Origin of the sequence: Hylemonella gracilis (genome assembly GCF_004328645.1) — a bacterium.
Taxonomy (GTDB): domain Bacteria; phylum Pseudomonadota; class Gammaproteobacteria; order Burkholderiales; family Burkholderiaceae_C; genus Hylemonella; species Hylemonella gracilis_B.
This window is the reverse complement of sequence record NZ_CP031395.1, coordinates 2,525,449-2,545,899: the sequence shown is the minus strand read 5'-3', so window position 1 is coordinate 2,545,899 and position 20,451 is coordinate 2,525,449. Positions and strand designations below refer to the sequence as shown.

At 68.6% G+C, this 20,451-nt stretch carries 18 protein-coding genes and 1 riboswitch; of the genes, 4 read left to right on the top strand and 14 right to left on the bottom strand.

The features are described 5' to 3' along the window. Positions 1–66 precede the first annotated feature (66 nt). The gene (locus DW355_RS11995) at positions 67–537 is read left to right on the top strand and encodes an Lrp/AsnC ligand binding domain-containing protein (RefSeq protein WP_207388017.1); all 471 of its coding nucleotides are present in this window, start codon (positions 67–69) and stop codon (positions 535–537) included. Between the two features lie 23 nt (positions 538–560). Here the strand turns inward: DW355_RS11995 and DW355_RS11990 are convergent, their stop codons facing one another. The 4 genes from DW355_RS11990 to DW355_RS11975 all read right to left on the bottom strand — a co-directional run bounded on the left by DW355_RS11990 (position 561) and on the right by DW355_RS11975 (position 3,254). After that, positions 561–1,439 (bottom strand): DUF6279 family lipoprotein, encoded by an 879-nt coding sequence (locus DW355_RS11990; RefSeq protein ID WP_131280372.1) that lies wholly within the window; start codon positions 1,437–1,439, stop codon positions 561–563. Positions 1,440–1,535: 96 nt separating this feature from the next. Further along, positions 1,536–1,907, bottom strand: coding sequence for a YbaN family protein (locus DW355_RS11985; protein ID WP_131280371.1), 372 nt, complete (start codon positions 1,905–1,907; stop codon positions 1,536–1,538). Between the two features lie 30 nt (positions 1,908–1,937). Continuing rightward, complete coding sequence (locus tag DW355_RS11980) at positions 1,938–2,345, bottom strand: VOC family protein (RefSeq protein WP_131280370.1); 408 nt, start codon at positions 2,343–2,345, stop codon at positions 1,938–1,940. A gap of 18 nt (positions 2,346–2,363) precedes the next feature. Beyond that, positions 2,364–3,254 (bottom strand): LysR family transcriptional regulator, encoded by an 891-nt coding sequence (locus DW355_RS11975; protein ID WP_131280368.1) that lies wholly within the window; start codon positions 3,252–3,254, stop codon positions 2,364–2,366. A 107-nt stretch (positions 3,255–3,361) separates the two neighbouring features. Here DW355_RS11975 and metE point away from each other — a divergent pair, with 107 nt between their 5' ends. The 3 genes from metE to DW355_RS11960 all read left to right on the top strand — a co-directional run bounded on the left by metE (position 3,362) and on the right by DW355_RS11960 (position 8,017). Continuing rightward, a complete protein-coding gene (gene metE / locus DW355_RS11970) occupies positions 3,362–5,707 on the top strand; it encodes a 5-methyltetrahydropteroyltriglutamate--homocysteine S-methyltransferase (RefSeq protein WP_131280366.1) in 2,346 nt (781 codons plus the stop codon). A gap of 17 nt (positions 5,708–5,724) precedes the next feature. Then, a riboswitch (cobalamin riboswitch) is annotated at positions 5,725–5,930 on the top strand. A 41-nt stretch (positions 5,931–5,971) separates the two neighbouring features. After that, positions 5,972–6,769, top strand: coding sequence for an acyl-CoA thioesterase (locus tag DW355_RS11965; RefSeq protein WP_242671136.1), 798 nt, complete (start codon positions 5,972–5,974; stop codon positions 6,767–6,769). Between the two features lie 129 nt (positions 6,770–6,898). After that, entirely contained in the window at positions 6,899–8,017 is a 1,119-nt protein-coding gene (locus DW355_RS11960) for a 5-methyltetrahydropteroyltriglutamate--homocysteine S-methyltransferase (protein ID WP_131280364.1), read from the top strand. Between the two features lie 30 nt (positions 8,018–8,047). Here the strand turns inward: DW355_RS11960 and DW355_RS11955 are convergent, their stop codons facing one another. The 10 genes from DW355_RS11955 to cobN all read right to left on the bottom strand — a co-directional run bounded on the left by DW355_RS11955 (position 8,048) and on the right by cobN (position 20,436). Continuing rightward, entirely contained in the window at positions 8,048–8,593 is a 546-nt protein-coding gene (locus tag DW355_RS11955) for a histidine phosphatase family protein (RefSeq protein ID WP_131280362.1), read from the bottom strand. Next, positions 8,590–9,402, bottom strand: a complete 813-nt coding sequence (gene cobS / locus DW355_RS11950) for an adenosylcobinamide-GDP ribazoletransferase (protein ID WP_131280360.1) — start codon at positions 9,400–9,402, stop codon at positions 8,590–8,592. The genes DW355_RS11955 and cobS overlap by 4 nt, the downstream gene beginning before the upstream one ends. Before the next feature lie 21 nt (positions 9,403–9,423). Then, entirely contained in the window at positions 9,424–10,482 is a 1,059-nt protein-coding gene (cobT, locus tag DW355_RS11945; RefSeq protein WP_131280358.1) for a nicotinate-nucleotide--dimethylbenzimidazole phosphoribosyltransferase, read from the bottom strand. Positions 10,483–10,534: 52 nt separating this feature from the next. Next, positions 10,535–12,163 carry a cobyric acid synthase gene (locus DW355_RS11940; RefSeq protein ID WP_131280356.1) on the bottom strand — a complete coding sequence of 543 codons (1,629 nt, stop codon included), beginning with the start codon at positions 12,161–12,163 and terminating at the stop codon, positions 10,535–10,537. Continuing rightward, positions 12,160–13,236, bottom strand: a complete 1,077-nt coding sequence (locus DW355_RS11935) for an aminotransferase class I/II-fold pyridoxal phosphate-dependent enzyme (protein ID WP_131280354.1) — start codon at positions 13,234–13,236, stop codon at positions 12,160–12,162. Before DW355_RS11935 ends, DW355_RS11940 begins: the two co-directional genes overlap by 4 nt. After that, positions 13,233–14,237: an adenosylcobinamide-phosphate synthase CbiB gene (gene cbiB, locus DW355_RS11930; protein WP_131280353.1), complete on the bottom strand. Its 1,005-nt coding sequence runs from the start codon at positions 14,235–14,237 to the stop codon at positions 13,233–13,235. Before cbiB ends, DW355_RS11935 begins: the two co-directional genes overlap by 4 nt. Beyond that, the gene (locus DW355_RS11925; protein WP_242671134.1) at positions 14,234–14,728 is read right to left on the bottom strand and encodes a DUF1636 family protein; all 495 of its coding nucleotides are present in this window, start codon (positions 14,726–14,728) and stop codon (positions 14,234–14,236) included. Before DW355_RS11925 ends, cbiB begins: the two co-directional genes overlap by 4 nt. Before the next feature lie 124 nt (positions 14,729–14,852). Then, positions 14,853–15,395: a vWA domain-containing protein gene (locus DW355_RS11920; RefSeq protein ID WP_242671133.1), complete on the bottom strand. Its 543-nt coding sequence runs from the start codon at positions 15,393–15,395 to the stop codon at positions 14,853–14,855. A 59-nt stretch (positions 15,396–15,454) separates the two neighbouring features. After that, positions 15,455–16,585: an AAA family ATPase gene (locus DW355_RS11915; RefSeq protein ID WP_131280351.1), complete on the bottom strand. Its 1,131-nt coding sequence runs from the start codon at positions 16,583–16,585 to the stop codon at positions 15,455–15,457. Then, on the bottom strand, positions 16,582–20,436 hold the full coding sequence (cobN, locus tag DW355_RS11910) for a cobaltochelatase subunit CobN (RefSeq protein WP_131280349.1): 3,855 nt from the start codon (positions 20,434–20,436) through the stop codon (positions 16,582–16,584). The genes DW355_RS11915 and cobN overlap by 4 nt, the downstream gene beginning before the upstream one ends. Positions 20,437–20,451 lie beyond the last annotated feature (15 nt).

Below are 20,451 nucleotides of genomic sequence, written 5' to 3'. Positions count from 1 at the left end.
GGCGCGATACTCCCCGTTTTCATGGTGAATGATTCACCAAAGATACCCAGCCACATAGAGAAAAATTTGGACTCCGACGACACCCTGGACCGCATCGACCGGCGCATCCTGCACCTGCTGCAAACCGATGGCCGGCTGTCCAACCTCAAGCTGGCCGAGACCGTGGGCCTGTCGCCGACGGCCGTGCTGGCGCGCACCCAGCGCCTGATGCGCGAGGGCTACATCCTGGGTTACGAGGCGCGGCTCAACCCGCTCAAACTGGGCCGGGGCATGCTGGTCTTCGTTGAAGTGCTGCTGGACCGCACTACGCCCAATGTGTTTGAGCAGTTCAAGGCCGCAGTGCAGGTGCGCGACGAGATCATGGAATGCCACATGGTGGCCGGCGGCTTCGACTACCTGCTCAAAACCCGCGTGGCCGACATGGCGGCCTACCGCGAGTTCGCCGGCACCGTGCTCTGGCAGTTGCCCGGCGTGCGCGAGACCCGGACCTACGCGGTGATGGAAGAGGTCAAGAACCAGGCCAGGCTGGTCTTTTGACGCGCTCGGCGCTCAGGGTGCGCTCAGGGCGCGGCCTGGGCGGTCTGCACGGATTCCAGTTGCCTCAAATCGTCGCGCCAGCGCGCCCAGCGCTCACGGGCCTGCGCGCGCTGCGCGGGCGTGGCGGCGTTGAGCACGCGCAGCACGGACGCGCGCATGGCCGTGCTCAGCGGAGGATCGATCGGTTCGGTGGCCAAGGCGCCCAGCAGGGTCAGGCCTTGCTCGCGCTGGCCCTGCGCCACGGCGCGCAGACCGTCGACGATGCGCTGCTGGCGCGCCTCCCAGGTCTGGCGCAAAGCCGCGCGATCCTGGACAGGCCACCGTGCCGCCTCGGCGCGCGCCATCTGACGCAGGGGGCGCTCCAGGCTGCCCAGCCAGCGCTCCAGGTTGTCGATGAAACGATCCCCCCGCTCCTCGGGATCGCCCTCCTCCTCCAGCCATTCGTCCAGGCGCTTACGCTGCTTCGCGCGCAAATGCTCCCATTGCGCCGGGCGCAGGCTTGCCAGCAAGGGCTGCGCCAAGGGTTCAGCGCGCACCAGCAGGCGATTCAGCGCTGCGATGGCATCGCGCTCGATGCTGTTCAGCTCCTCGGCCGTGACACCCCGTCCGCTGTCGGGCTCACCCCAGAGGGTGTCGGCACGGACCAGCACCGCGCGCACGCGCGGCAGTTCCTCGCGGCGATGCCAGGCATGCAGCTCGGCCAGGGCCGAGTCCAGCTGGCGGCTTTGGGCGCGGTCCAGATCCAGATAACTGTCCATTTGCCAGGCAGCCAGGCGCGGCAGCTGGCCGTAGCCGAACTGCAGCGTCGAACAACCGGCCATGAGAACCAGGATGGTGATCCAGCCCAGCGCCGCAGCGTGTGGCCTGGACAAACGTGGGAGCAGAGTCAGCAAGCGTCGCATGTGTCCCCGCATGCTGCCTGAACCCGATGACGGCGGCAAGACCTCATGAGGCCAGGGGCTGTACCCGCGCCCCAACAGCGGTGCCTGCGCAGGCCTTCACACCTCCGGCCGTGTCCACAACCACAGCGCGATGCAAGCCATGCCCAGGGGCAAGCCAATGCGCCACCACAGGGCCAGGGGGGAGGCCACGAGGGCAACACTGCTCAATCCCATCATGAGAGAGGCCAGCCACTTGGCCCGTCGCGGAACCGCGCCCCGCTCGCGCCAGGCCCGGATGGAAGCGCCGTGGCGAGGGTGCGTGAGCAACCAGACTTCCAACTGCGGCCAGCCCTTGCCAGCGGCCCATGCGGCCACCAGTAGGAACACCACGGTGGGCATCACGGGCAGGAAGGCGCCGATGACGCCCAGCGCCACGCAAACGATGGCGAGGACACGCCAGACGAAGAGGACGAGGAGACGATGAAGCACCGGGGGATTGTGCTGCAAGCGCGTGGTGTTTCAGACCGGATCCAGCCGCCCCACCGGCACGAAACTCTGCGTGTTCTGTCCGATGGTCCAGCACACGCCGCAGGGGTCGGTGACCGTGAAATCGGTGATGCCCCAGGGTTGCTCGGTCAAGGCGGTCACGCGCACACCGTAGCGTTCAGCAATGCCTCGCTCGGCCACATGGCGGCTCCAGGCCTGCACGTCCTCCACCAGGAGGTGCAAGGCCAGGTTGTCGGCAAACTCCTGGGCGTAGTAGTCCTGCAGCAGGAAGGCGTGTCGGCCGTGGGCAAAGTAGGCAATGCCGCCGCCTTCGGACTTTTGCTGGAAACCCAGATCGGCGTAGAAGCGCTTGGACAGCTCGAAATCCTTCGCAGGCACGAAGGTCTTGATTTCGGTGATGGTCAGGTTGTGGGTCGTCATGTCGTCGGCTCCCTATCGTCATCGTACTTGCGGCTGATGCGCCATCTCAACGAAGGACCGCAGGTAGTCCACATCCATGTCGGTCTCGCGCAGTCCCAGGAAGATCTGCTTCTGGATGCCGCGCGCACCCAGCCTGATCGGCACGATGGGCATGCGGTCGGCATATTCCTCCACCAGCCAGCGCGGCAGCGCGGTGACGCCCCGGCCACTGGCCACCATCTGCAGCAGGATGTCGGTGGTCTCGATGGTCTTGTGCTGGCGCGGCGCGATGCCCGCCGGCGTGAGGAACTGGTTGAAGATGTCCAGCCGCTCGGGCGCCACCGGGTAGGTGATCAACACCTCCTGCGCCAGTTGCCGCGGCTGGACGCGCGCGGCGCCGGCCAGGGCATGGTCACGCGCCACCACCAGCACCTGCTCGTAGTCGAACACCGGCTCGAAACGCAGGCCGGGCTTGAACAGCGGGTCGGGCGTGACCAGCAGGTCGATCTCGTAACCAAACAGCGCGCCGATGCCGCCGAACTGGAACTTCTGCTTCACGTCCACGTCCACGTCGGGCCAACGCGCCAGATAAGGCGCCACCACCTTCAGCAGCCATTGGTAGCAGGGATGGCATTCCATGCCGATGCGCAGTGTGCCGCGCCGGCCCTGGGCGTATTGCGCCAGGCGCTCCTCGGCCTGCGCCAGTTGCGGCAGCACGCGATTCGCCAGCGCCAGCAGATGCTCGCCCGCCTGGGTGGGGATGAGCTGGCGCCCTTCGCGCAACCAGATGGCCGTGCCCAGCTGCGACTCCAGTTTCTTGACCGAATGGCTCAGGGCTGATTGCGTCAGGCAGAGGGTATCGGCCGCCGCGGTCAGGGAGCCTAACCTGGCCACTTCTTGCACGATGGCCAGATGGATGCGCTCGATCATGTATGAGCCAATCTCATGGATGATTGAAATAAGACCATTTTACGTAATGAATGGAGTTACCTAGGATGCCGGCCATCGACACCACTTGCTTCAAAGGCGGCACCCTCATGGCCCTGACCCACAACCTTGGTTTCCCCCGCATCGGCGCACAACGCGAACTCAAGTTCGCGCTCGAGTCCTACTGGAAAGGCCAGTCCTCCCGCGACGAACTCCTGGCCGTTGGTGCCCGACTGCGCCAGCGCCACTGGGCCGACCAGGCCGGGCTGAATCTGGTGCCGGTGGGCGACTTCTCCTTCTACGACCAGGTGCTGGACATGAGCTTCACCCTGGGCAACCTGCCCGCGCGCGTGCGCGGCTTCCATGGCGACGCGCTGGACAACTACTTCCGTGTCGCCCGGGGAAAGTCCGCCCAAACGGCCGACGCCCATGCCCATTGCTGCGGCGGCGCACATTCGGCACAACACGCTGACGACGGCGTGCAGGCCGGCGAGATGACCAAATGGTTCGACACCAACTACCACTACATCGTGCCCGAGTTCGATGCCGACACCACGTTCAAGCTCGATGCCGCGCGCCTTCTGGCACAGCTGGACGAAGCGCGGGCACAAGGCATTCAGGCCAAGCCGGTGCTGGTCGGCCCCGTGACCTACCTGGCGCTGGGCAAGGCCAAGGACGGCTCGAACAAGCTGGATCTGCTGCCCCGCCTGCTGATGGCCTATACCGAGCTGCTGGACACGCTGGCCGCGCAAGGCGTGGAGTGGGTGCAGGTGGACGAGCCTCTCCTCGTCACCGAGCTGGACAAGCACCCCGACCACGACTGGCAGCATGCCTACAAGGCCGCCTACCACCAGCTCAAGAGCTGCCGCGTCAAGCTGCTGCTGGCCACCTACTTTGGACCGCTGCAGGAAAACGCCTACCTCGCGGCCAACCTGCCGGTGGCCGGCCTGCACATCGATGCGATCACCGGCCGCGACGACGTGCTGCCCGTGCTCAACCTGCTGCCCGCGCACAAAGTGCTGTCCCTGGGCGTGGTCAATGGCCGCAACATCTGGAAGACCGATCTGAACGCCACGCTGGACTGGCTGGAGCCGCTCAGCGCTCGCCTGGGTGATCGCCTGTGGATCGCGCCCTCCTGCTCGCTGCTGCACGTGCCCGTGGACCTGACGCAAGAGCAGAAATTGGACCCTGAGATCAAGTCCTGGCTCGCCTTTGCCTTGCAGAAGCTCGATGAACTGGCCGTGCTGGGCCGGGCCCTGAATGAGGGCCGCGACGCCGTGCAACAGGCATTGGCGGCCAACCAGGCGGCGCTGGCCGCTCGGCGCGCTTCCCCGCGCGTGCACAAGCCGGCCGTGCAGGCCGCCGTGGCACAGATCACCGACCACCTCGGCCGCCGCCAAAGCCCCTACGTTGAGCGCGCACCCAGGCAGGCTGCCCTGCTCAGGCTGCCGCTCTACCCCACCACGACCATCGGATCCTTCCCGCAGACGGCGGAAATCCGCCAGGTCCGAAGCGAGTTCAAGGCGGGGCGGATCGACGCGTCGAGCTACAGGGCTGCCATGCAGGCAGAGATCGCGCGCAGCGTGCGCGAGCAGGAAGCCCTGGGCCTGGACCTGCTGGTGCACGGTGAGGCTGAACGCAACGACATGGTGGAGTACTTCGGCGAGCAGCTCGAAGGATATGCCTTCAGCCAGTTCGGCTGGGTGCAGTCCTACGGCTCGCGCTGCGTCAAGCCGCCCATTCTGTTCGGTGACATCCGCCGCCCGAAGGCGATGACCGTGGAATGGATCGTCTACGCGCAGTCCCTGACGACGAAGCCGATGAAGGGCATGCTCACGGGCCCGGTCACGATCCTGAACTGGTCCTTCGTGCGCGACGACCAGCCACGTGCGGACTCGTGCCGGCAACTCGCCCTGGCCATCCGCGAGGAAGTGCTGGACCTGGAGCAAGCCGGCGTGCGCGTCATCCAGATCGACGAGGCGGCGCTGCGCGAAGGGTTGCCGCTGCGCAAGTCGCAGTGGCGGAGCTACCTGGACTGGGCGGTGGAGAGCTTCCGCGTCACGGCCAACGGCGTGCGCGACGACACCCAGATCCACACCCATATGTGCTATTCAGAGTTCAACGACATCATCGCCGCCATCGCGGCCATGGACGCCGACGTGATCACCATCGAGACCTCCCGTTCGGACATGGAACTGCTCGACGCCTTCGACGATTTCAAGTACCCGAACGAGATCGGCCCCGGTGTCTATGACATCCACACGCCCAACATCCCCACGCGCGAGCAGATCATCACCTTGATGCGCAAGGCGGCGCAACGCATTCCACCTGAACGACTCTGGGTCAACCCGGACTGCGGCCTCAAGACCCGCCAGTGGGCCGAGGTGATTCCGGCGTTGACGCACATGGTGGCCGCGGCGCGGACCCTGCGCGCTGAACAGCGGATCGCCGCTTGAAGCGTGAGGCTTGGTATACACTGCGCCCGCCCCGCGGTTTCCTGCCCAGCGCAGGAATGAAAAGGGAACAGCAGCGGAGGGTTGAGACCCAACCCCGCGCTGTGGCTGCCCCCGCAACTGTGATCGGCGAATTCGATGCCTTACGCCACTGGCCACGCGCCGGGAAGGCCGCATTGGACGAGGACCCGATAGCCAGGAGACCTGCCACGGAGCGATGTGATGGTGCATGGGACGGGGTGTGCCCACGCGCCGTCGGAGAACACTTTGTCATCCGCCAATACAGACGCTAATCTGCCTTCGGGCACCAGCACGCCGCCCATGGTCGTCGTCGACATGGTCTGGCCCGATCAATCCAACCACCACGGCACACTGTTCGGCGGCGCGGCCCTGTCCATGCTGGACAGGCTGGCCTTCATCGTCGGCAGCAAGGCCCTGCGTGGCTCGGTCGTCACGGCATCGGTCAGCGACCTGAACTTCGCGGCGCCCGCGCCCGCCGGCCATCTGGTGGAATGCAGCGCCCAGGTGTTGCGACAGGGCAAGCGCTCCGTCACGGTGGGCACGCGCCTGGTCGCCGAGGACCTGCTCAGCGGCACGCGCACCGATTGCCTGTCCGGCGAATTCGTCATGGTTCGCCAAGCCGAGGACGCGCAAGCAAGCCCGGTCAGCGTCGCAACTCCACCGGCGACAGCGCCAATTGCCTCCAGGCCGCCGGTATTCACCGAGGGCGGCAAGGCCAGCGCCATGGTCGCGGAGATTGTCTTCCCCGGCCATGCCAACCACCGAGGCCTGTTGCACGGCGGCCCGGCCATGGAATGGATGGCCAAGGCCGGTTTCGTCGCCGCCACCCGGCGCATGCGTCGCACCATCGTCATGGCCAGCAGCGAGAAACTGGAATTCAAAGCCCCGGCGCATGTGGGTGACGTGGTCGAGGTGACGGCCACGGTCATCGCCACCGGGCGACGCTCCATCCACGTGCACGTGGACATGTGGGCCGAATCGCCCGCCACGGGTGAGCGCAGGCACTGCACCACGGGCACACTGGTGTTCGTGGCCGTGGCCTGAGGCCGCTTGCGAGCAACGGCCCTCGTGACTTTGGCCACCCCACCCTAGGCATTCCCCCAGCAGCCAAGGCCCACCATTTCTGTACAGTCATTCATTACCCCCATCGTCGACCCCACAGGAGATCAGACAGTGACATTACGCACCACGCCACCCTTTCGCGCTGACCACGTCGGCAGCTTCCTGCGCCCGCAGTACCTGCTCGAAGCCCGCGATCAGTTCTTCGTCAAGAAGTCCATCAGTGCGGCCCAGCTGCGCGAGGTGGAAGACAAGGCCATCACCGAAATCGTGAAGTTCCAGCAGGACGTGGGCCTGAAGTCCATCACGGACGGCGAGTTCCGCCGCACCTACTTCCACATTGACTTCCTGGAGCAACTGGGTGGCGTGAAGACCGACATCCCGGTGACGATCAAGAAGCCCGATGGCACGGAAGAGCTGGCGCCGCCGGTGATCCGCGTGATCGACAAGGTGAAGCACGTCAAAGACATCCAGCGCGCCGATTTCGAATACCTGAAGAGCCAGATCGCGGCGGGCATGACGCCCAAGGTCACCATCCCCAGCCCGACCATGCTGCACTTCCGCGGCGGCCGCGCGGGCATCAGCAAGGACGCCTACCCGGAACTCGACCCGGTGTTCTACGACGACGTGGCCCAGGCCTACGGCGACGAGCTGCAGTCACTCTATGACGCGGGCTGCCGCTACGTGCAGATGGACGACACCAACCTGGCCTACCTCTGCGACGACCGCATGCGCGAAGCCGCGCGCCAGCGCGGTGACGATCCCAACGAACTGCCGCACCGCTACGCCGGGTTCATCAACAAGGTCGTCGCCAAGAAGCCCGCGGGCATGACCCTGGCCATGCACCTGTGCCGCGGCAACTTCAAGAGCACGCACGCGGCGGCCGGCAACTACGAACCGGTGGCCGAGGCCTTGCTCAAGGAAATGAACCTCGACGCCTTCTTCCTTGAATACGACGACGACCGCTCGGGCGACTTCCGCCCCCTGCGCTTCCTGTCCAAGGGCAAGATCGTGGTGCTGGGCCTGGTGACCACCAAGTTCGGCCAGCTGGAAACCAAGGACGCGCTCAAGCGCCGCATCGAGGAAGCCAGCAAGTACGCCGACCTGGATCAGCTCGCCCTGAGCCCGCAGTGCGGCTTCTCCAGCACCGTGCACGGCAACAACATCGCCGTGGAAGACCAGCGCAAGAAGCTGCGGCTGGTCGTCGAAACGGCGCAGGAAGTCTGGGGCTGAGCCCGCTGAACCTGTTGAACCCGTGGTGAGCTAAAGGGTGATGGACTGCCACTCACCCCAGCCCGCCACCGAGGCCGGCCACTGGTCGGCCCGGTCCAGCCGGGACAGGCCCTGGTCCAGCAGGGCCAGGGCGCGCAACACACCGCCGTGCGTGACCCAGATGGCATCCTGCCCCGCCGCACGGAACGCCTCGCGCGCTGCCGCCACGCGAGCCATCAGTTCGTTGACGCTTTCCTGTCCCCCAAAGCGCTCGACACCGAAATCGGCTGTCCAGGCCTCATAGGCCGCGCGCGGGATGTCGTCCCAGCGCACCCCCTCCCACTGCCCAAAATCCATCTCGCGCAGGCGTGGGTCCTGCCGCAGTTGCAGGTCCGGCCGCAAGGCGCACAGGGCCTGCGCCAGTTGCAGGCAACGTCGCAGGGGCGAGCTGTGGACCGTGAGACCGCGCGGCAGTTCGGCCGCCAGCCGCACCGCGCAGTCCGCCGTGCGTTCGCCATCGGCCTCGATGTCGCTGGCGCCGTAGCAGACACCGGGCGCGATCAGCGGCTGCGCGTGGCGGACCAGCCAGAGCTTCATGGGATCCAGGACAGGCCGAGCGCCAAGCCCAGGTAGCAGGCGATTTCGCAGACCTGTTGCGTCGCGCCCAGGCAGTCGCCCGTGTAACCCTGGAGCCGGCGCGCGAAAAGGCGCCCCATCCAGAGCGAGGCCAGCAGGCTCGCGGCGGCGCCGCTGAACCAGAACAGCGCCTCGGGCAGCCACCACCATGACAACGCGGCGGCGGCCGCTGTCCAGAGCGTGGCCACGGCGAGGCTCCCCGCGCTGATGCGGTCCGCCAAGGGCTTGGACTTGGAGCGCCCGGTGTCGCCCACATGCGGTAGCAGGCGGATCAGCCACAGCGGCAGGAAACGCGTGACCACGTGGGCGAAGAACAGCGCACCGCAGGCCAGAGCCGGATCGGCATCGCCCAGCAAGGCCAGCAAGGCGATTTTGCTGAGCAAGGCCAACACCAGCGCCACGGCGCCATACGCACCGATGCGCGAGTCCTTCATGATGTCCAGCGCGCGCTCACGCTCATGCGAGCCGCCCAGGCCATCGGCCACGTCGGCCAGCCCATCCTCGTGGAAGGCACCGGTCAGCAAGACCGTGAACACCGTCACCAGCACGGCTGCGACCAGGGGCGCGTAGCCGCTGTCGGGCAGCGCCCAGTCCAGGCCGGCGTACCCCAGGGCGGCCAGCAGCCCCACCAGCCAACCCACGCCCGGGAAATGCGCGGCGGACTGGCGCAACATGTCGGGGCTGTAGCCCACCCAGGCCGCCAGCCGCCCCGTCACGGGCACGCGGGTGAAGAACTGCAGGGCCAGCAGGTAATGGCGGACGAAGTTCATAGGTGAGTCCCGCTCTTTGCTTCAGGCATTTTTCTCGGAGACGCCGGCCGATTCGAAGCTGGCCATCTCGCGCAGCACGGTGCAGGCCGACACCAGCAGCGGCCAGGCCAGGGCCGCGCCCGAGCCTTCGCCCAGGCGCAGGCCCAGGTCCAGCAGCGGTTGCGCCTGAAGCTGGGCCAGCATCAGCGCATGGCCCCGCTCGCCTGAGCGGTGCGCGAAGACGCAGCGCTGCAGCACGGCCGGCGCCTGTTGCGCGTCGAGGCGGGCGGCCACGAGCACGGCGGCGCTGGCGATGAAACCGTCGACCACGATCACGCGGCGCTCGGCCGCAGCCTGCAGCACCGCGCCCGCCAGGGTGGCGATCTCGAACCCCCCGAAGGCCGCCAGCACGTCCAGCGGCGCCTGCGCCTGCGGGTGCTTGAGCAAGACTTCGCGCAGCACCTCGGTCTTGCGGACCACGGCCGCCGCGTCCAGGCCCGTGCCCGCGCCCGTGCAATCGGCGATGTCCAGATTCGCCAAACGTGCAAGCAACAGCGCGGCGGCCGAGGTGTTGGCTATGCCCATCTCGCCGAGCAGCAAGGCATTGCCAGGCAGGCCCTGCACGATGGACACGCCGTTGGCCAGGGCCTGGGCACACTGGTCGGCCGTCATGGCCGGACCGCTGAGCGCATCGGCCGTGCCGGGCGCCACTTTCACATCGACGAGTCCAGGGCGCGGCGCGAAGTCATGCCGCACGCCGCAGTCCGCCACGGTGAGCGCGATGCCGTGCTGGCGCGCCAGCACGCTGACGCAAGCGCCTCCGGCCAGGAAGTTCTCGACCATCTGCCAGGTCACGTCGCTGGGGAAGGCCGAGACCCCGCGCGCGGCCAGACCGTGGTCGCCGGCGCACACCAGCATCTGCGGCGCGCGCAATTCGGGCGTCTCGCTGCCCAGGATGAGGCCGAGTTGCAGGGCCAAGGACTCCAGCCGCCCGAGCGAGCCCAGGGGCTTGGTCTTCTGGTCGATCTTGTGCTGCAGGCGAGCGGCCAGCGCGGCATCGTTCAGGTCGGCAACAGTGGGGAGGTCAAAACGCAAGGTCATGGTGGAGGTCAAACAAAGTCAATGAAGTTCAAGAAAGATCAAGAAAGGTTCTTCAGTCGGCGATCAGCTGGTCCAGCACGCCGGGTTCGAAATGCGCGGCGATGAAATCGGCCATGCGCTCGAAGACGGATTCGAGCGTGGGCACCTGGGCGCCAAACAGGGCTTGCAGCACGGCCGGGTCTTCGAACAGGCCGTGCAGATAGACACCCAGCACATTGCCCTCGGCGTTCTGCCAGGCCAGGCCCGGCATCAATTCGCGCGCCACGTCCCCCGCCGCCTCCATGGCCGGGTGCTGGGCCGTCTGGCCGTGGTGGATTTCATACCCCCGCACGTCCACGCCAGACAAGGCGGACCAGGCGCCGCGCGCCTCGCCCAAGCGTGCCACGGTGCGCCGTACGGTCTTGGCCGGCTCGAAGGCCGTGACCAGGGGCAGCAGGCCCAGGCCCGGCGCGTTGCCGTCGATGCCGTGGGTGTCGATCAACGCCTCGCCCAGCATCTGCAAGCCGCCACAGATGCCCAACACCACCCTGCCCTGCGCGGCATGCGCGCTGATGGCACGGTCCAGGTCCTGTGCGCGCAGCCAGGCCAGATCGCCGCTCGTGTGCTTGGAGCCTGGCAGGATGACCCAATCCACGCCCACCAGGTCGGCCGGGCCACGCGCCCAGCGCAGGGCCACGCCCGGCACGTTCTTCAGCGGCTGGAACTCGTCGAGGTTGCTGATGCGCGGGTAGGCCACGACGGCGATGCGGGTGTGGATCGCGCCACTTGTGGCGTAGGGGCCACCAAGCGCCGACGGGCCGCCCCTAGGCGCGCGAGCCCCCTCGGGGGGCAGCGAGGACACGCCAGTGCCGAGCGTGGGGGTCGTATCAAAAACACCATCTTCCTCGGGCAGGCCGTGCTGCCACCACATGGGCAGCGTCGCCACCGTGGGCACGCCCGTGAGTTCCTGCAGTTGTTGTGGGCCCGGAGCCAGCAAGCTGGCATCGCCGCGGAACTTGTTGAGCACGAAACCGTGGATCAACGCGCGGTCCATCTCGGGCAGCAAGGCCCAGGTGCCGTAGAGATGCGCAAAAGCGCCGCCACGGTCGATGTCGGTGACTAGCAGGCAGCGTGCGTGCGCGTGGCGGGCCACGCGCAGGTTCACGATGTCGCTGTCCATGAGGTTGATCTCGGCCGGTGAACCCGCCCCCTCGATCACCACCACGTCGTTCTCGGCCATGAGTTCGTCCAGCGCGCACGCCACCGTGGGCCAGACCTTCTCGCTGCGCCCGCGCCAGCCCATGCGCGTGAGCGCTTCATCGACCTGGCCCAGCAGCACAACCTGGCTGTGCGTGTCACGCTCAGGCTTGAGCAGCAACGGGTTCATGCGCACCTCGGGTTCGGCGCGCGCGGCCAAGGCCTGGAAATACTGGGCCGAGCCGATCTCGCCGCCAGCAAGCCAATTTTCCGCCGGGCCGCCCCAAGGAAAATTAACCCCCTCGGGGGGCGGCGCAGTACGCGAAGCGACCAGCGTGGGGGCCACAACCCTTGCGTTATTGCTCATGTTCTGCGCCTTGAAGGGCGCCACCTTCAGGCCCAGCCGCGCGTAGTGGCGGCACAAGGCCGTGGTGAGCCAGCTCTTGCCAGCGCCGCTGGTGGTGCCCAGCACCATGACGGCGCGGGAGCGTGGGGGGGCGTTCATCGTTGCACCGTCCCTTCCTGTGCGCGAGCATTCATCGGCATCGGCGACGACCGCACGGGCAGCAGCTCCAACCAGGCCTCGCGCAAGGCGTCTTGGGCCTCCGGCGCGAGCACGCCCAGGCGCACCCAGCCCGGCAGACCGAAGGAGGCTGCATCGCGCAGCTTGATGCCGCGCGCGCGCAAAGCCCGCAAAGCCTGCGCCAGTGCGGCGGCCGACAAACCGGTGTCGGCACAGAAGAAGTTGGCCAGGCTCGGCGCGCAGCGCCACCCCAGCGCCGTGCACAGACCGATCTGCCGGGTCTTCCAGGTCTGCAAGGTGAGCAGGCTGGCCCGCACCCAGGCTTGCGCCTCGGCGGTGGTCCAGGCCTGCAACAGGGCCACGCCGTGCGCGCCCAACGGCCAGGAAGAGCACAAGGCCTCGAGCTGGGCCACGGATGGGGCGCTTGCTGGATCGGCTGGATCAGCCTGCAGCGGCGCGATCACATAAGCCGCGCGCACGCCCGTCAAACCCAAGGCCTTGTTCGGAGACCACAGCTGCCAGACCTGGTCCAGCTCGCTCTCCCGCAGGCTGGCCACGCCCTCCAGGCGCAGCGGCTCGTAGGCACGGTCCAGCACACACAACGGGGCATCGTGCACCCAGGCGTGCAGTTCGGGCTGCGCCTGCCCCAGCGGGCTGGAGGGCTCGCAGGCCCAGCTCAGTCCAGCATCGCGCGGCGATGGAACCGAGCGCAGGCCCCAGGCCTGGGCCGCGGCGGCGTAGTCGCGGTAGCTGTGCGCGGGCAGGCAGACGCTGCGCGCACCGCGCTGCGCGACCCAGGCGCTGACGCGGTGGATGAATTCGCTGGCGCTGGCCGCCAGCAACACCCGCGCGGGAGCGACACCATGGAACTCGGCCAAGCGGCTGCGCAGGGCGAGGTAGCTCGGGTCCGGGTAATGCGCGGCGTCGGCCTGCAGCACGGCGGCCAGCGCCTGAGGGCAAGGCCCGCAGGCATTGGCGTTGGTGGAAAAGTCGAATCGTGGCACACCCAGGGCATCCGGGCCCCCGTGAAGTTCTTGATGCGGTCCGAGGTTCATGACCGCAGCCCCACGCCCAACGGAGCGACCGAGAACAAAGCCAACGAGGCCAGAACAGCCCCCAGTACCAAGGCGCGCGCGCCCAGACGCACCGCACGCGCGGCATCCGCCGCTTGGGGCGCGCGCCCCTGCGCGTGCAGCACATACACACCGGGTTTGCTCAGGCGGAGACCGAGTGCCAGCGCCATGGCCGCCATGGGCCAGCCGCTGTTGGGCGACGGCGTCTGGCGCGCCTGGGCCGGCAGCCTTCGCGCCCAGGCCAAGCTGCGCAAGCCCGCAGCCAGCAAGAGCAAGGCCGCCGTGAGGCGTGCCGGCACCCAGCTCAGCACATCGTCCGCACGCGCGGCCCACTTGCCGGCCCAGGCCCAGTTGCGGCCCTGGTACAGGCCGGGATAGCCCCACATGGCGTCGGCCGTGTTGGCGAAGCGGTAGAGCGCGGCGCCGGGCAGGCCCAGTAGCGCGAACCAGAACAAGGGCGCCACCACCGAATCGTTGAGGTTTTCGGCCAGGGTCTCGATGGCACTTTCACGTACCTGGATTTCCGTGAGCGGGGCCACGTCGCGGCTCACCAGCCAGCGCAGGCGTTCGCGGCCCGCGGCCAGCGACTGGCCCAGCGCGGCCTCCACGGCCTGAACCTCGTCGCGCAGCAAAGCCCAGGCCAACAAGGGCTTGAGCAGCAATCCCAGGGCCAGGCCCGCGGCCCACCATGGCAACATCAGCGCGACAGTCTGCAAGCCCCAGGTCGCTCCTGAAACGATAGCAACACCCATGCACCAGAGCAACGCCGCGCGCCAGAAGATTTTCCAGTCTCGCTGCTCCGGCTGTTGCACGGCACCGCGCTGCAGCCTGTCTCCCGCCCAGCCCAGGTAACGGCCCATCCACACCACGGGATGCAGGCGCGCGCGCGGTTCTCCCCAGCAGCGGTCGACGACCAGGGCCACCCAGACCGCCACGGCGCACGTGACCGCGCCGCCCATTGCGTGCAGGTGTGCCACGCTCATGTCGATACCGACGCCACAGGCGGCAAGCGGGCCAGAATGCCACTGCGCAGACGCTCGGGCCGTGCGTTGCGCAGCAAGGTGCCGTCGGCGCTGTCGCGGTGCAGGCGCGCACAGGCGATCAACTGCACCGCGGTCTCGGCATCGGCGCCCAGGTCGCCAAAGTAGTAAGTGAACTTGCCCGGCGCCTGCAAGGCCACCGTGCAGGCACGGTCACAGCCGCTCATGCAGGCCAGGCCCCGCAGCTTCAGACGCGGGACCGAGGCGGGCGCAGTCGCGCCTGCCTCGGCAACGTCTGCGGCGTGGCCTGCGAGGCCGTCCGACGGCCCCGCACCGGACGGGGGCCGCAGTGCGGCTTGCACCGCGTCGTACAGAAGCTGGCCCGGCGCCGTCTGTTCACGCGGAGTGCCGGCCGGGCGGCAGGTCGTGCAAACGACGATTTCGGTGCTGGCCAGTTCGCTGCTTGCGCTCGCGGTCATATCGATGGTGGTCATGGCAGGGATGCCCTGGGAAAAGGTGACCGAGTGTCCTCGGGACGCTGATGCGTGGCACCCCAACGGGCCGCCCAGACGGCGCAGCGGCCCAGAGGCCCGTGCGGGTCATCGAAGTCCACGATCATCAATTGCTGCGCAGCACGCGGTGCCTGGGGCTGTTCCAGCGTGCGGCCATCAGTGAGCAGCCAGAGCCAGCGCTCCACTGGCCGGTCGCCCGCATGCCCTGGGGCTGAGCGGGCGGCACGTTGCAGCAGGCGGTCCGCCTCGGCCAGGGCTTTGGCCAGCGGTGTGCCCCCCCGCCACCCAGCGGGCGCACGCGTTGAGCGCCGGATGCGCGGGCGCGCCCCGGCGGCAGCAGCAGTTCCACCCCCCGCCCGCCGAAACCCAGCAAAGCCACGTCGTCGCCCTCTCGTGCGGCCCGCTCCAGCAGCAGGGCCACATGCCCCTTGGCCAGCGCAAGGCGCCCCTGCTGGCGCATGGAGCCCGAGGTGTCGAGCACGATGCAGTGCAGGCGCGCTGCTCGCAAGGCCTGGGGCGGGCGACGCAGGTGTTGGCGCTGCAAGGGCGCGGGCCCCTTGGCGATCAAAGTCGACAACCAGGCGATCGCCGTACCGAGGGGCCGTGCGCCGGGCGCGAGTGTGCTGACGGAAGGACGTTGGGGCAACATGGTCGGGAGGGGCCACCGCCCGCCGCCAGGCCCCGTGCGGGGCTGGCGGCCGGGGTGGCCTAGGCTTTTTTTGGCGGCCACCCCGCGATGCGCTGCACGGGCGTCAGGCCCACGGGCTGGGCGGGCAAGGCGCCCCAATCGCCTTGCGGGGCGGGAGTGGGGACGGCGTTGGACCCGGCGGCCGGATGGTTGGCAGCAAGCGGGTGGTCCTGGGAACGCGGAGGCGCTTGCGCAAGGGTCTGTGGGTGGGTTTGCGGCTCCGATCGTCCCTGCCCCTCGGCCCGCTCCACCCGCTGGAGCCGGCGATGCGCCAGCGCCAGTTCGGCCACGGCGTCCACATCGACCACCGTCACCTCGTCGCGTGCCTGCAGCGCGGCCAGCGCACGCGCGGCACGCAGCATGACCAGGTCGGCACGCAAGCCGTCCACCCCGGCTTCGAGCGCGCGGTCCGCGGCGTGGCGCAGCACCTGATCCGACCAGGCGAGGCGCGGCAAGGCCGCGCGTGCCGCCACCAGGGCAGCACCCAAAGCCTGCAGCTGCGGCGCATGCCGCGCGACCAGCCCGGCGGGGTCCGCGTCGAATTCCAGGCGCGCGCGCAGGATGGCGGCGCGCTGTTGCGCATCCACCGGATTACTCAGCGCCACGGACAGGCCGAAGCGGTCCAGCAACTGCGGACGCAAGTCACCCTCCTCCGGGTTCATGGTGCCCACCAGCACGAAGCGCGCGGCGTGCTGCTGCGAAATGCCGTCGCGCTCCACCGTATTGACGCCGCTGGCGGCCACGTCCAGCAGCGCGTCCACCAGGGCATCGGGCAGCAGGTTGACTTCGTCCACGTACAGCACGCCGCCGTGCGCGCGGGTCACCATGCCGGGCGCCAGGCGCAACTGGCCATCGCGCAACACGTCTTCCACGTTGAGCGTGCCCACCAGTTGCTCCAGGCTCGCCGCCAGCGGCAGCGTCACGAAGGGCGCGCCGGGCAACAGCGCGGCGAGCGCGCGCGCCGCGGTGGATTTGGCCGTGCCGCGCGGGCCGCTGATCAGCAAGCCGCCGATGCCCGGGTCGATGGCCGCGAGTTGCAAGGCCAGTTGCAGTTGCGACTGCCCCACCAGCGCGGTGAAGGGGAAAGGCAGGCGTACGGCAGACTCTGCCGTAGGAGCGGGTGCGTACGCGGATGCATGCGGGGTGGTCATGGCCAAGGTCCTTCTCCGTGTTCTTCGAGCCGGCGCTCCAGCGCCAGCAGGTGGTCTTCGATGCGCGCGCGGTGTTCGCCAGGCTCAGCCCACAGGCCGCGCTGCATGGCCTCCAGCAGGCGTTCGCCGATGCTGCGCAGGGCACCGGGGTTGTGCTGCTGCAGGAAAGCGCGGTTGGTCTCGTCGTGCAGATAAGCCTCGGCCACCAGAGCGTACTGGTGGTCGCCCACGACACCGGTGGTAGCGTCGAAGGCGAACAGGTAATCCACCGTGGCAGCCATTTCGAACGCGCCCTTGTAGCCGTGTCGGCGTACGCCCTCCAGCCACTTGGGGTTGACGGCACGCGAACGCACCACGCGCGCCACCTCTTCGCCCAGGCTGCGGATGCGCGGCACCCCAGGCACGCTGAAATCACCGTGGTAGAGCGCCGCCGCCCTGCCCGCCAACTGCGCCACCGCCACGGCCATGCCGCCCTGGAACTGGTAGTAATCGTCCGAATCCAGCACGTCGTGCTCGCGGTTGTCCTGGTTGTGCAGGACCGCGTCCAGGCCGCCCAGGCGCTGCTCGAAACTCGTGCGCGCGGGCACGCCGTGGCCACCCTCGCCTTGCCCATAGGCGAAGGCACCCGCGCGCAGATAGGCCTGCGCCAGGTCGGCGCCATCGTTCCAACGCCTGCTGGCCATCAGTTCTTGCAGGCCCGCCCCGTAACCACCGGGACGCGGGCCGAACACGCGCCAACTGGCCTGTCGTTGCGCGGACTCGGCATCCAAACCCCGCGCCCGTGCCTGCGTGGCCTCGCGCCGCACGCGGGCGCGGATGGGATTCACGTCGTCGGGTTCGTCGTCCTCGTTGATGGCGGCAACGGCGCGCACGGCCGTATCGAACAGGTCGATCACATTGGGAAAGGCATCGCGGAAGAACCCCGAGACACGCAGCGTCACGTCCACGCGTGGGCGGTTGCGCACGGCCATGGGCAGCACCTCGATGTCCACCACCCGGCTGCTGCCGGCCGCCCACTTGGGCCGCACGCCCAGCAGGGCGAAGGCCTGGGCGATGTCCTCGCCGCCCGTGCGCATGGTGCTGGTGCCCCAGACCGAGAGGCCCACTTGCCCCGGCATCACGCCATGGTCTTGCAGATGGCGCTCGACCAGGCGCTCGGCTGCGGCGGCGCCCATGGCGTAAGCGGTCTGGGTGGGCACGGCGCGCGTGTCCACCGAATAAAAGTTGCGCCCCGTGGGCAGCACGTCGGGCCGACCGCGCGAGGGCGCACCGCTGGGGCCGGCCGGCACCGCGCGACCGGACAGGCCGGCCAGGCACTGCGCGATCTCCTGCGGGCCACAGGCGTCCAGGCGCGGGCGCAGCACGGCGCACATGCGCTGCAGCACGGGAGCGGTGTGGGGCCATGGCTGCAGTTCATCGGCGCTGGCCAGCGCCTCACCCAACACGTGGCGCTGCACCAGCTCACGCGCCAGCAACTCCAGCCGCTCACGCGTGTGGCCGGCATGGCGCCAGGCTTCGGTGCTCAAGGCCTGCAGCACGGCGGGACGGGGACCGTTCCAAGGAGCGGCCCATTCAGGATTCAGGGCATGGAAACCGTCCACACCTTCCAGGGCCAAGTCTTGTGCCAAGGCCACCAACAGGCTGCGCTGGCCTGCGGCGGTGCCGGCGGGAAAACGCGCCAGCGCCACCAGCGTGTCGATCCGCTGGCGGCCTTCGGGCGAGCTGCCCAGGATATGCAGGCCATCGCGGATCTGCGATTCCTTGATCTCGCAGAGGTAGGCATCCAGGCGCTGCAGCAGCGCTTCGCGGCCAGCGTCATCCGCAGGCTGGGTGAAGCCGAGCTCCGTGTGCAGGCCTGCGCGCAGCACGTGGGCCAGGATGTCTGCGCGCAGCAAGCGGGCACGGCGCGGGTCCAGCGACAGCGCTTCGTAGTACTCGTCCATCTGACGTTCGAGTTCCTGCAGCGGGCCATAGGTTTCGGCGCGCGTGAGGGCGGGCATCAGGTGGTCGATGATGACGGCCTGCGCGCGGCGCTTGGCCTGGCTGCCCTCGCCCGGGTCGTTGACGATGAAGGGATAGAGATGCGGCAGCGGGCCCAGGATGGCATCGGGCCAGCAAGCCGCGCCCAGGGCCACGCTCTTGCCCGGCAGCCACTCCAGGTTGCCGTGCTTGCCCACATGCACCACCGCGTCCACCGCGAACTGGCGGCGCAGCCAGAAGTAGAACGCCAGGTAGTTGTGCGTGGGCACCAGATCGGCGTCGTGGTAGCTGGCCACCAGGTCGAGATCGCGCCCGCGCGCGGGCTGGATGCCGACGAACACGTTCCCCAGGCGCAGGCCGGCCACCATGAAACGGCCGCTGCGCACCATGGGGTCGCGCTCGGGCGCGCCCCACAGTGCGCTGACCGCGTCGCGGCTGGCGGGGTCGAGCTGATTGAAATCCTGCAGGTAGTCGGCCATGGACAGGCTCTGCCCCGCGGGCCGGAGGTCGTTGGCGCCCAGGTTGTTGGTCACGCCGGCCACCAGGGCGGCGATCAACGCGTCGCCGCTGTCGGGCAGATCACCTGTTGCATAGCCAGCGCCCTGCATGGCGCGCAGCAAAGCCACGGTGGACGCCGGTGTGTCCAGGCCCACGCCGTTGGCCAGGCGCGCGTCGTCGTTCGGATAGTTGGCAAGGACGAGGGCCACGCGCTTGTCCGTGTTCGGTTTGTCGCGCAGCGCGCACCAGCGGCGTGCGAGTTCGGCCACGAAGGCGATGCGCTCGGGTTCGGGCTGGTAACGCGCCACGTCGACCTCGGTGCGCTCGCAGCGCCAGGCCAAGCCCTTGAAACTGATGGCGCGAGTGACGATGCGGCCGTCCACCTCGGGCAGCACCACCTGCATAGCCAGGTCCCGCGGGCTCAGGCCATGCGGGTCGGCCTGCCACTGCTCCTGCGCACAACCCGCGGTGATGAGTTGCAGCACCGGGGCGTCACCGGCCAGTGCATGGGTCTGTGCCTCCAGCATGCCGTCGCCATCCTGCGCGTCCAGGCTGCTCAGCGCGAAGCTGGTGGCATTGAGCACCACGCCCGCGCGGTGCTGCCGCGCCTGTTCCTGCAGCAAGGCCAGGCTGGCCGGGTTCTTGAGCGAGTCCACCGCCACGGCCAGGCTGTTGAGCCCTTGCGCGGACAGCGCGACCTGCAGGGCTTCGAACACCGCCGTGTTGCCGGATTGCCAATGCGCGCGGTAATACACCAGCAGCGCCAGCGGCGCGCCCTCCCGCCAGGGCAGGTCCGCCACCACGCCCTGCGACGGCACCACCAGGGCAGGCGGCAAGGGCATGGGGGGCTCGGGCCGATCCCCGATGCCGAACACGGCGTGCCCGATCAAGGCGTAGAAATTACGCGCATGGTCCGGCCCACCTTCGCGCAGGCAGCGCCAGAGGTGGCGGCAGTCGTCGTGGGCGGCGGTGCTGCGAAGGAGCAGTTGCAGGTCTTCGCCGAAGTCCCCCGAGAACAGGGCCAGCCATAGCCCCCGATGGCTGCCATGCGAGCGCGCCAACTGCTGCGCGCGCTCCACCAGGTAAGCCCAGTCACTGGCCGCGCCCAGATGGTCGATGACCACCACGCGCGCATGCCGCAGCACCTCGTCCACGTACAGATCAACCGAGGCCGGCTGACGCAGCCACATCAGATTGGCCAGACGTACCGTCGGGAAATCAGCGGGCAGCTGCCGCGCCGCGTCGGCCAGCAAGGCCAAGGTGGTGTCGGCCGCGCTGAGCACCACGATGTCACCCGGGGTCTGGACCACCCGCACCACGCCCTGGCCACCGTCTTCGACATGGCCTCCAGGGCGGGTGGAAAGCAGATGCATGGGGTGTCTGTGTGT

Coding starts and splice junctions, on each gene's coding strand:
- DW355_RS11990 (WP_131280372.1), bottom strand. CDS start 1,439: ATGCGACGCTTGCTGACTCTGCTCCCACGTTTGTCCAGGCCACACGCT.
- DW355_RS11980 (WP_131280370.1), bottom strand. CDS start 2,345: ATGACGACCCACAACCTGACCATCACCGAAATCAAGACCTTCGTGCCT.
- DW355_RS11975 (WP_131280368.1), bottom strand. CDS start 3,254: ATGATCGAGCGCATCCATCTGGCCATCGTGCAAGAAGTGGCCAGGTTA.
- metE (WP_131280366.1), top strand. CDS start 3,362: ATGGCCCTGACCCACAACCTTGGTTTCCCCCGCATCGGCGCACAACGC.
- DW355_RS11955 (WP_131280362.1), bottom strand. CDS start 8,593: ATGAAGCTCTGGCTGGTCCGCCACGCGCAGCCGCTGATCGCGCCCGGT.
- cobS (WP_131280360.1), bottom strand. CDS start 9,402: ATGAACTTCGTCCGCCATTACCTGCTGGCCCTGCAGTTCTTCACCCGC.
- cobT (WP_131280358.1), bottom strand. CDS start 10,482: ATGACCTTGCGTTTTGACCTCCCCACTGTTGCCGACCTGAACGATGCC.
- DW355_RS11940 (WP_131280356.1), bottom strand. CDS start 12,163: ATGAACGCCCCCCCACGCTCCCGCGCCGTCATGGTGCTGGGCACCACC.
- DW355_RS11935 (WP_131280354.1), bottom strand. CDS start 13,236: ATGAACCTCGGACCGCATCAAGAACTTCACGGGGGCCCGGATGCCCTG.
- cbiB (WP_131280353.1), bottom strand. CDS start 14,237: ATGAGCGTGGCACACCTGCACGCAATGGGCGGCGCGGTCACGTGCGCC.
- DW355_RS11925 (WP_242671134.1), bottom strand. CDS start 14,728: ATGACCACCATCGATATGACCGCGAGCGCAAGCAGCGAACTGGCCAGC.
- DW355_RS11920 (WP_242671133.1), bottom strand. CDS start 15,395: ATGTTGCCCCAACGTCCTTCCGTCAGCACACTCGCGCCCGGCGCACGG.
- DW355_RS11915 (WP_131280351.1), bottom strand. CDS start 16,585: ATGACCACCCCGCATGCATCCGCGTACGCACCCGCTCCTACGGCAGAG.
- cobN (WP_131280349.1), bottom strand. CDS start 20,436: ATGCATCTGCTTTCCACCCGCCCTGGAGGCCATGTCGAAGACGGTGGC.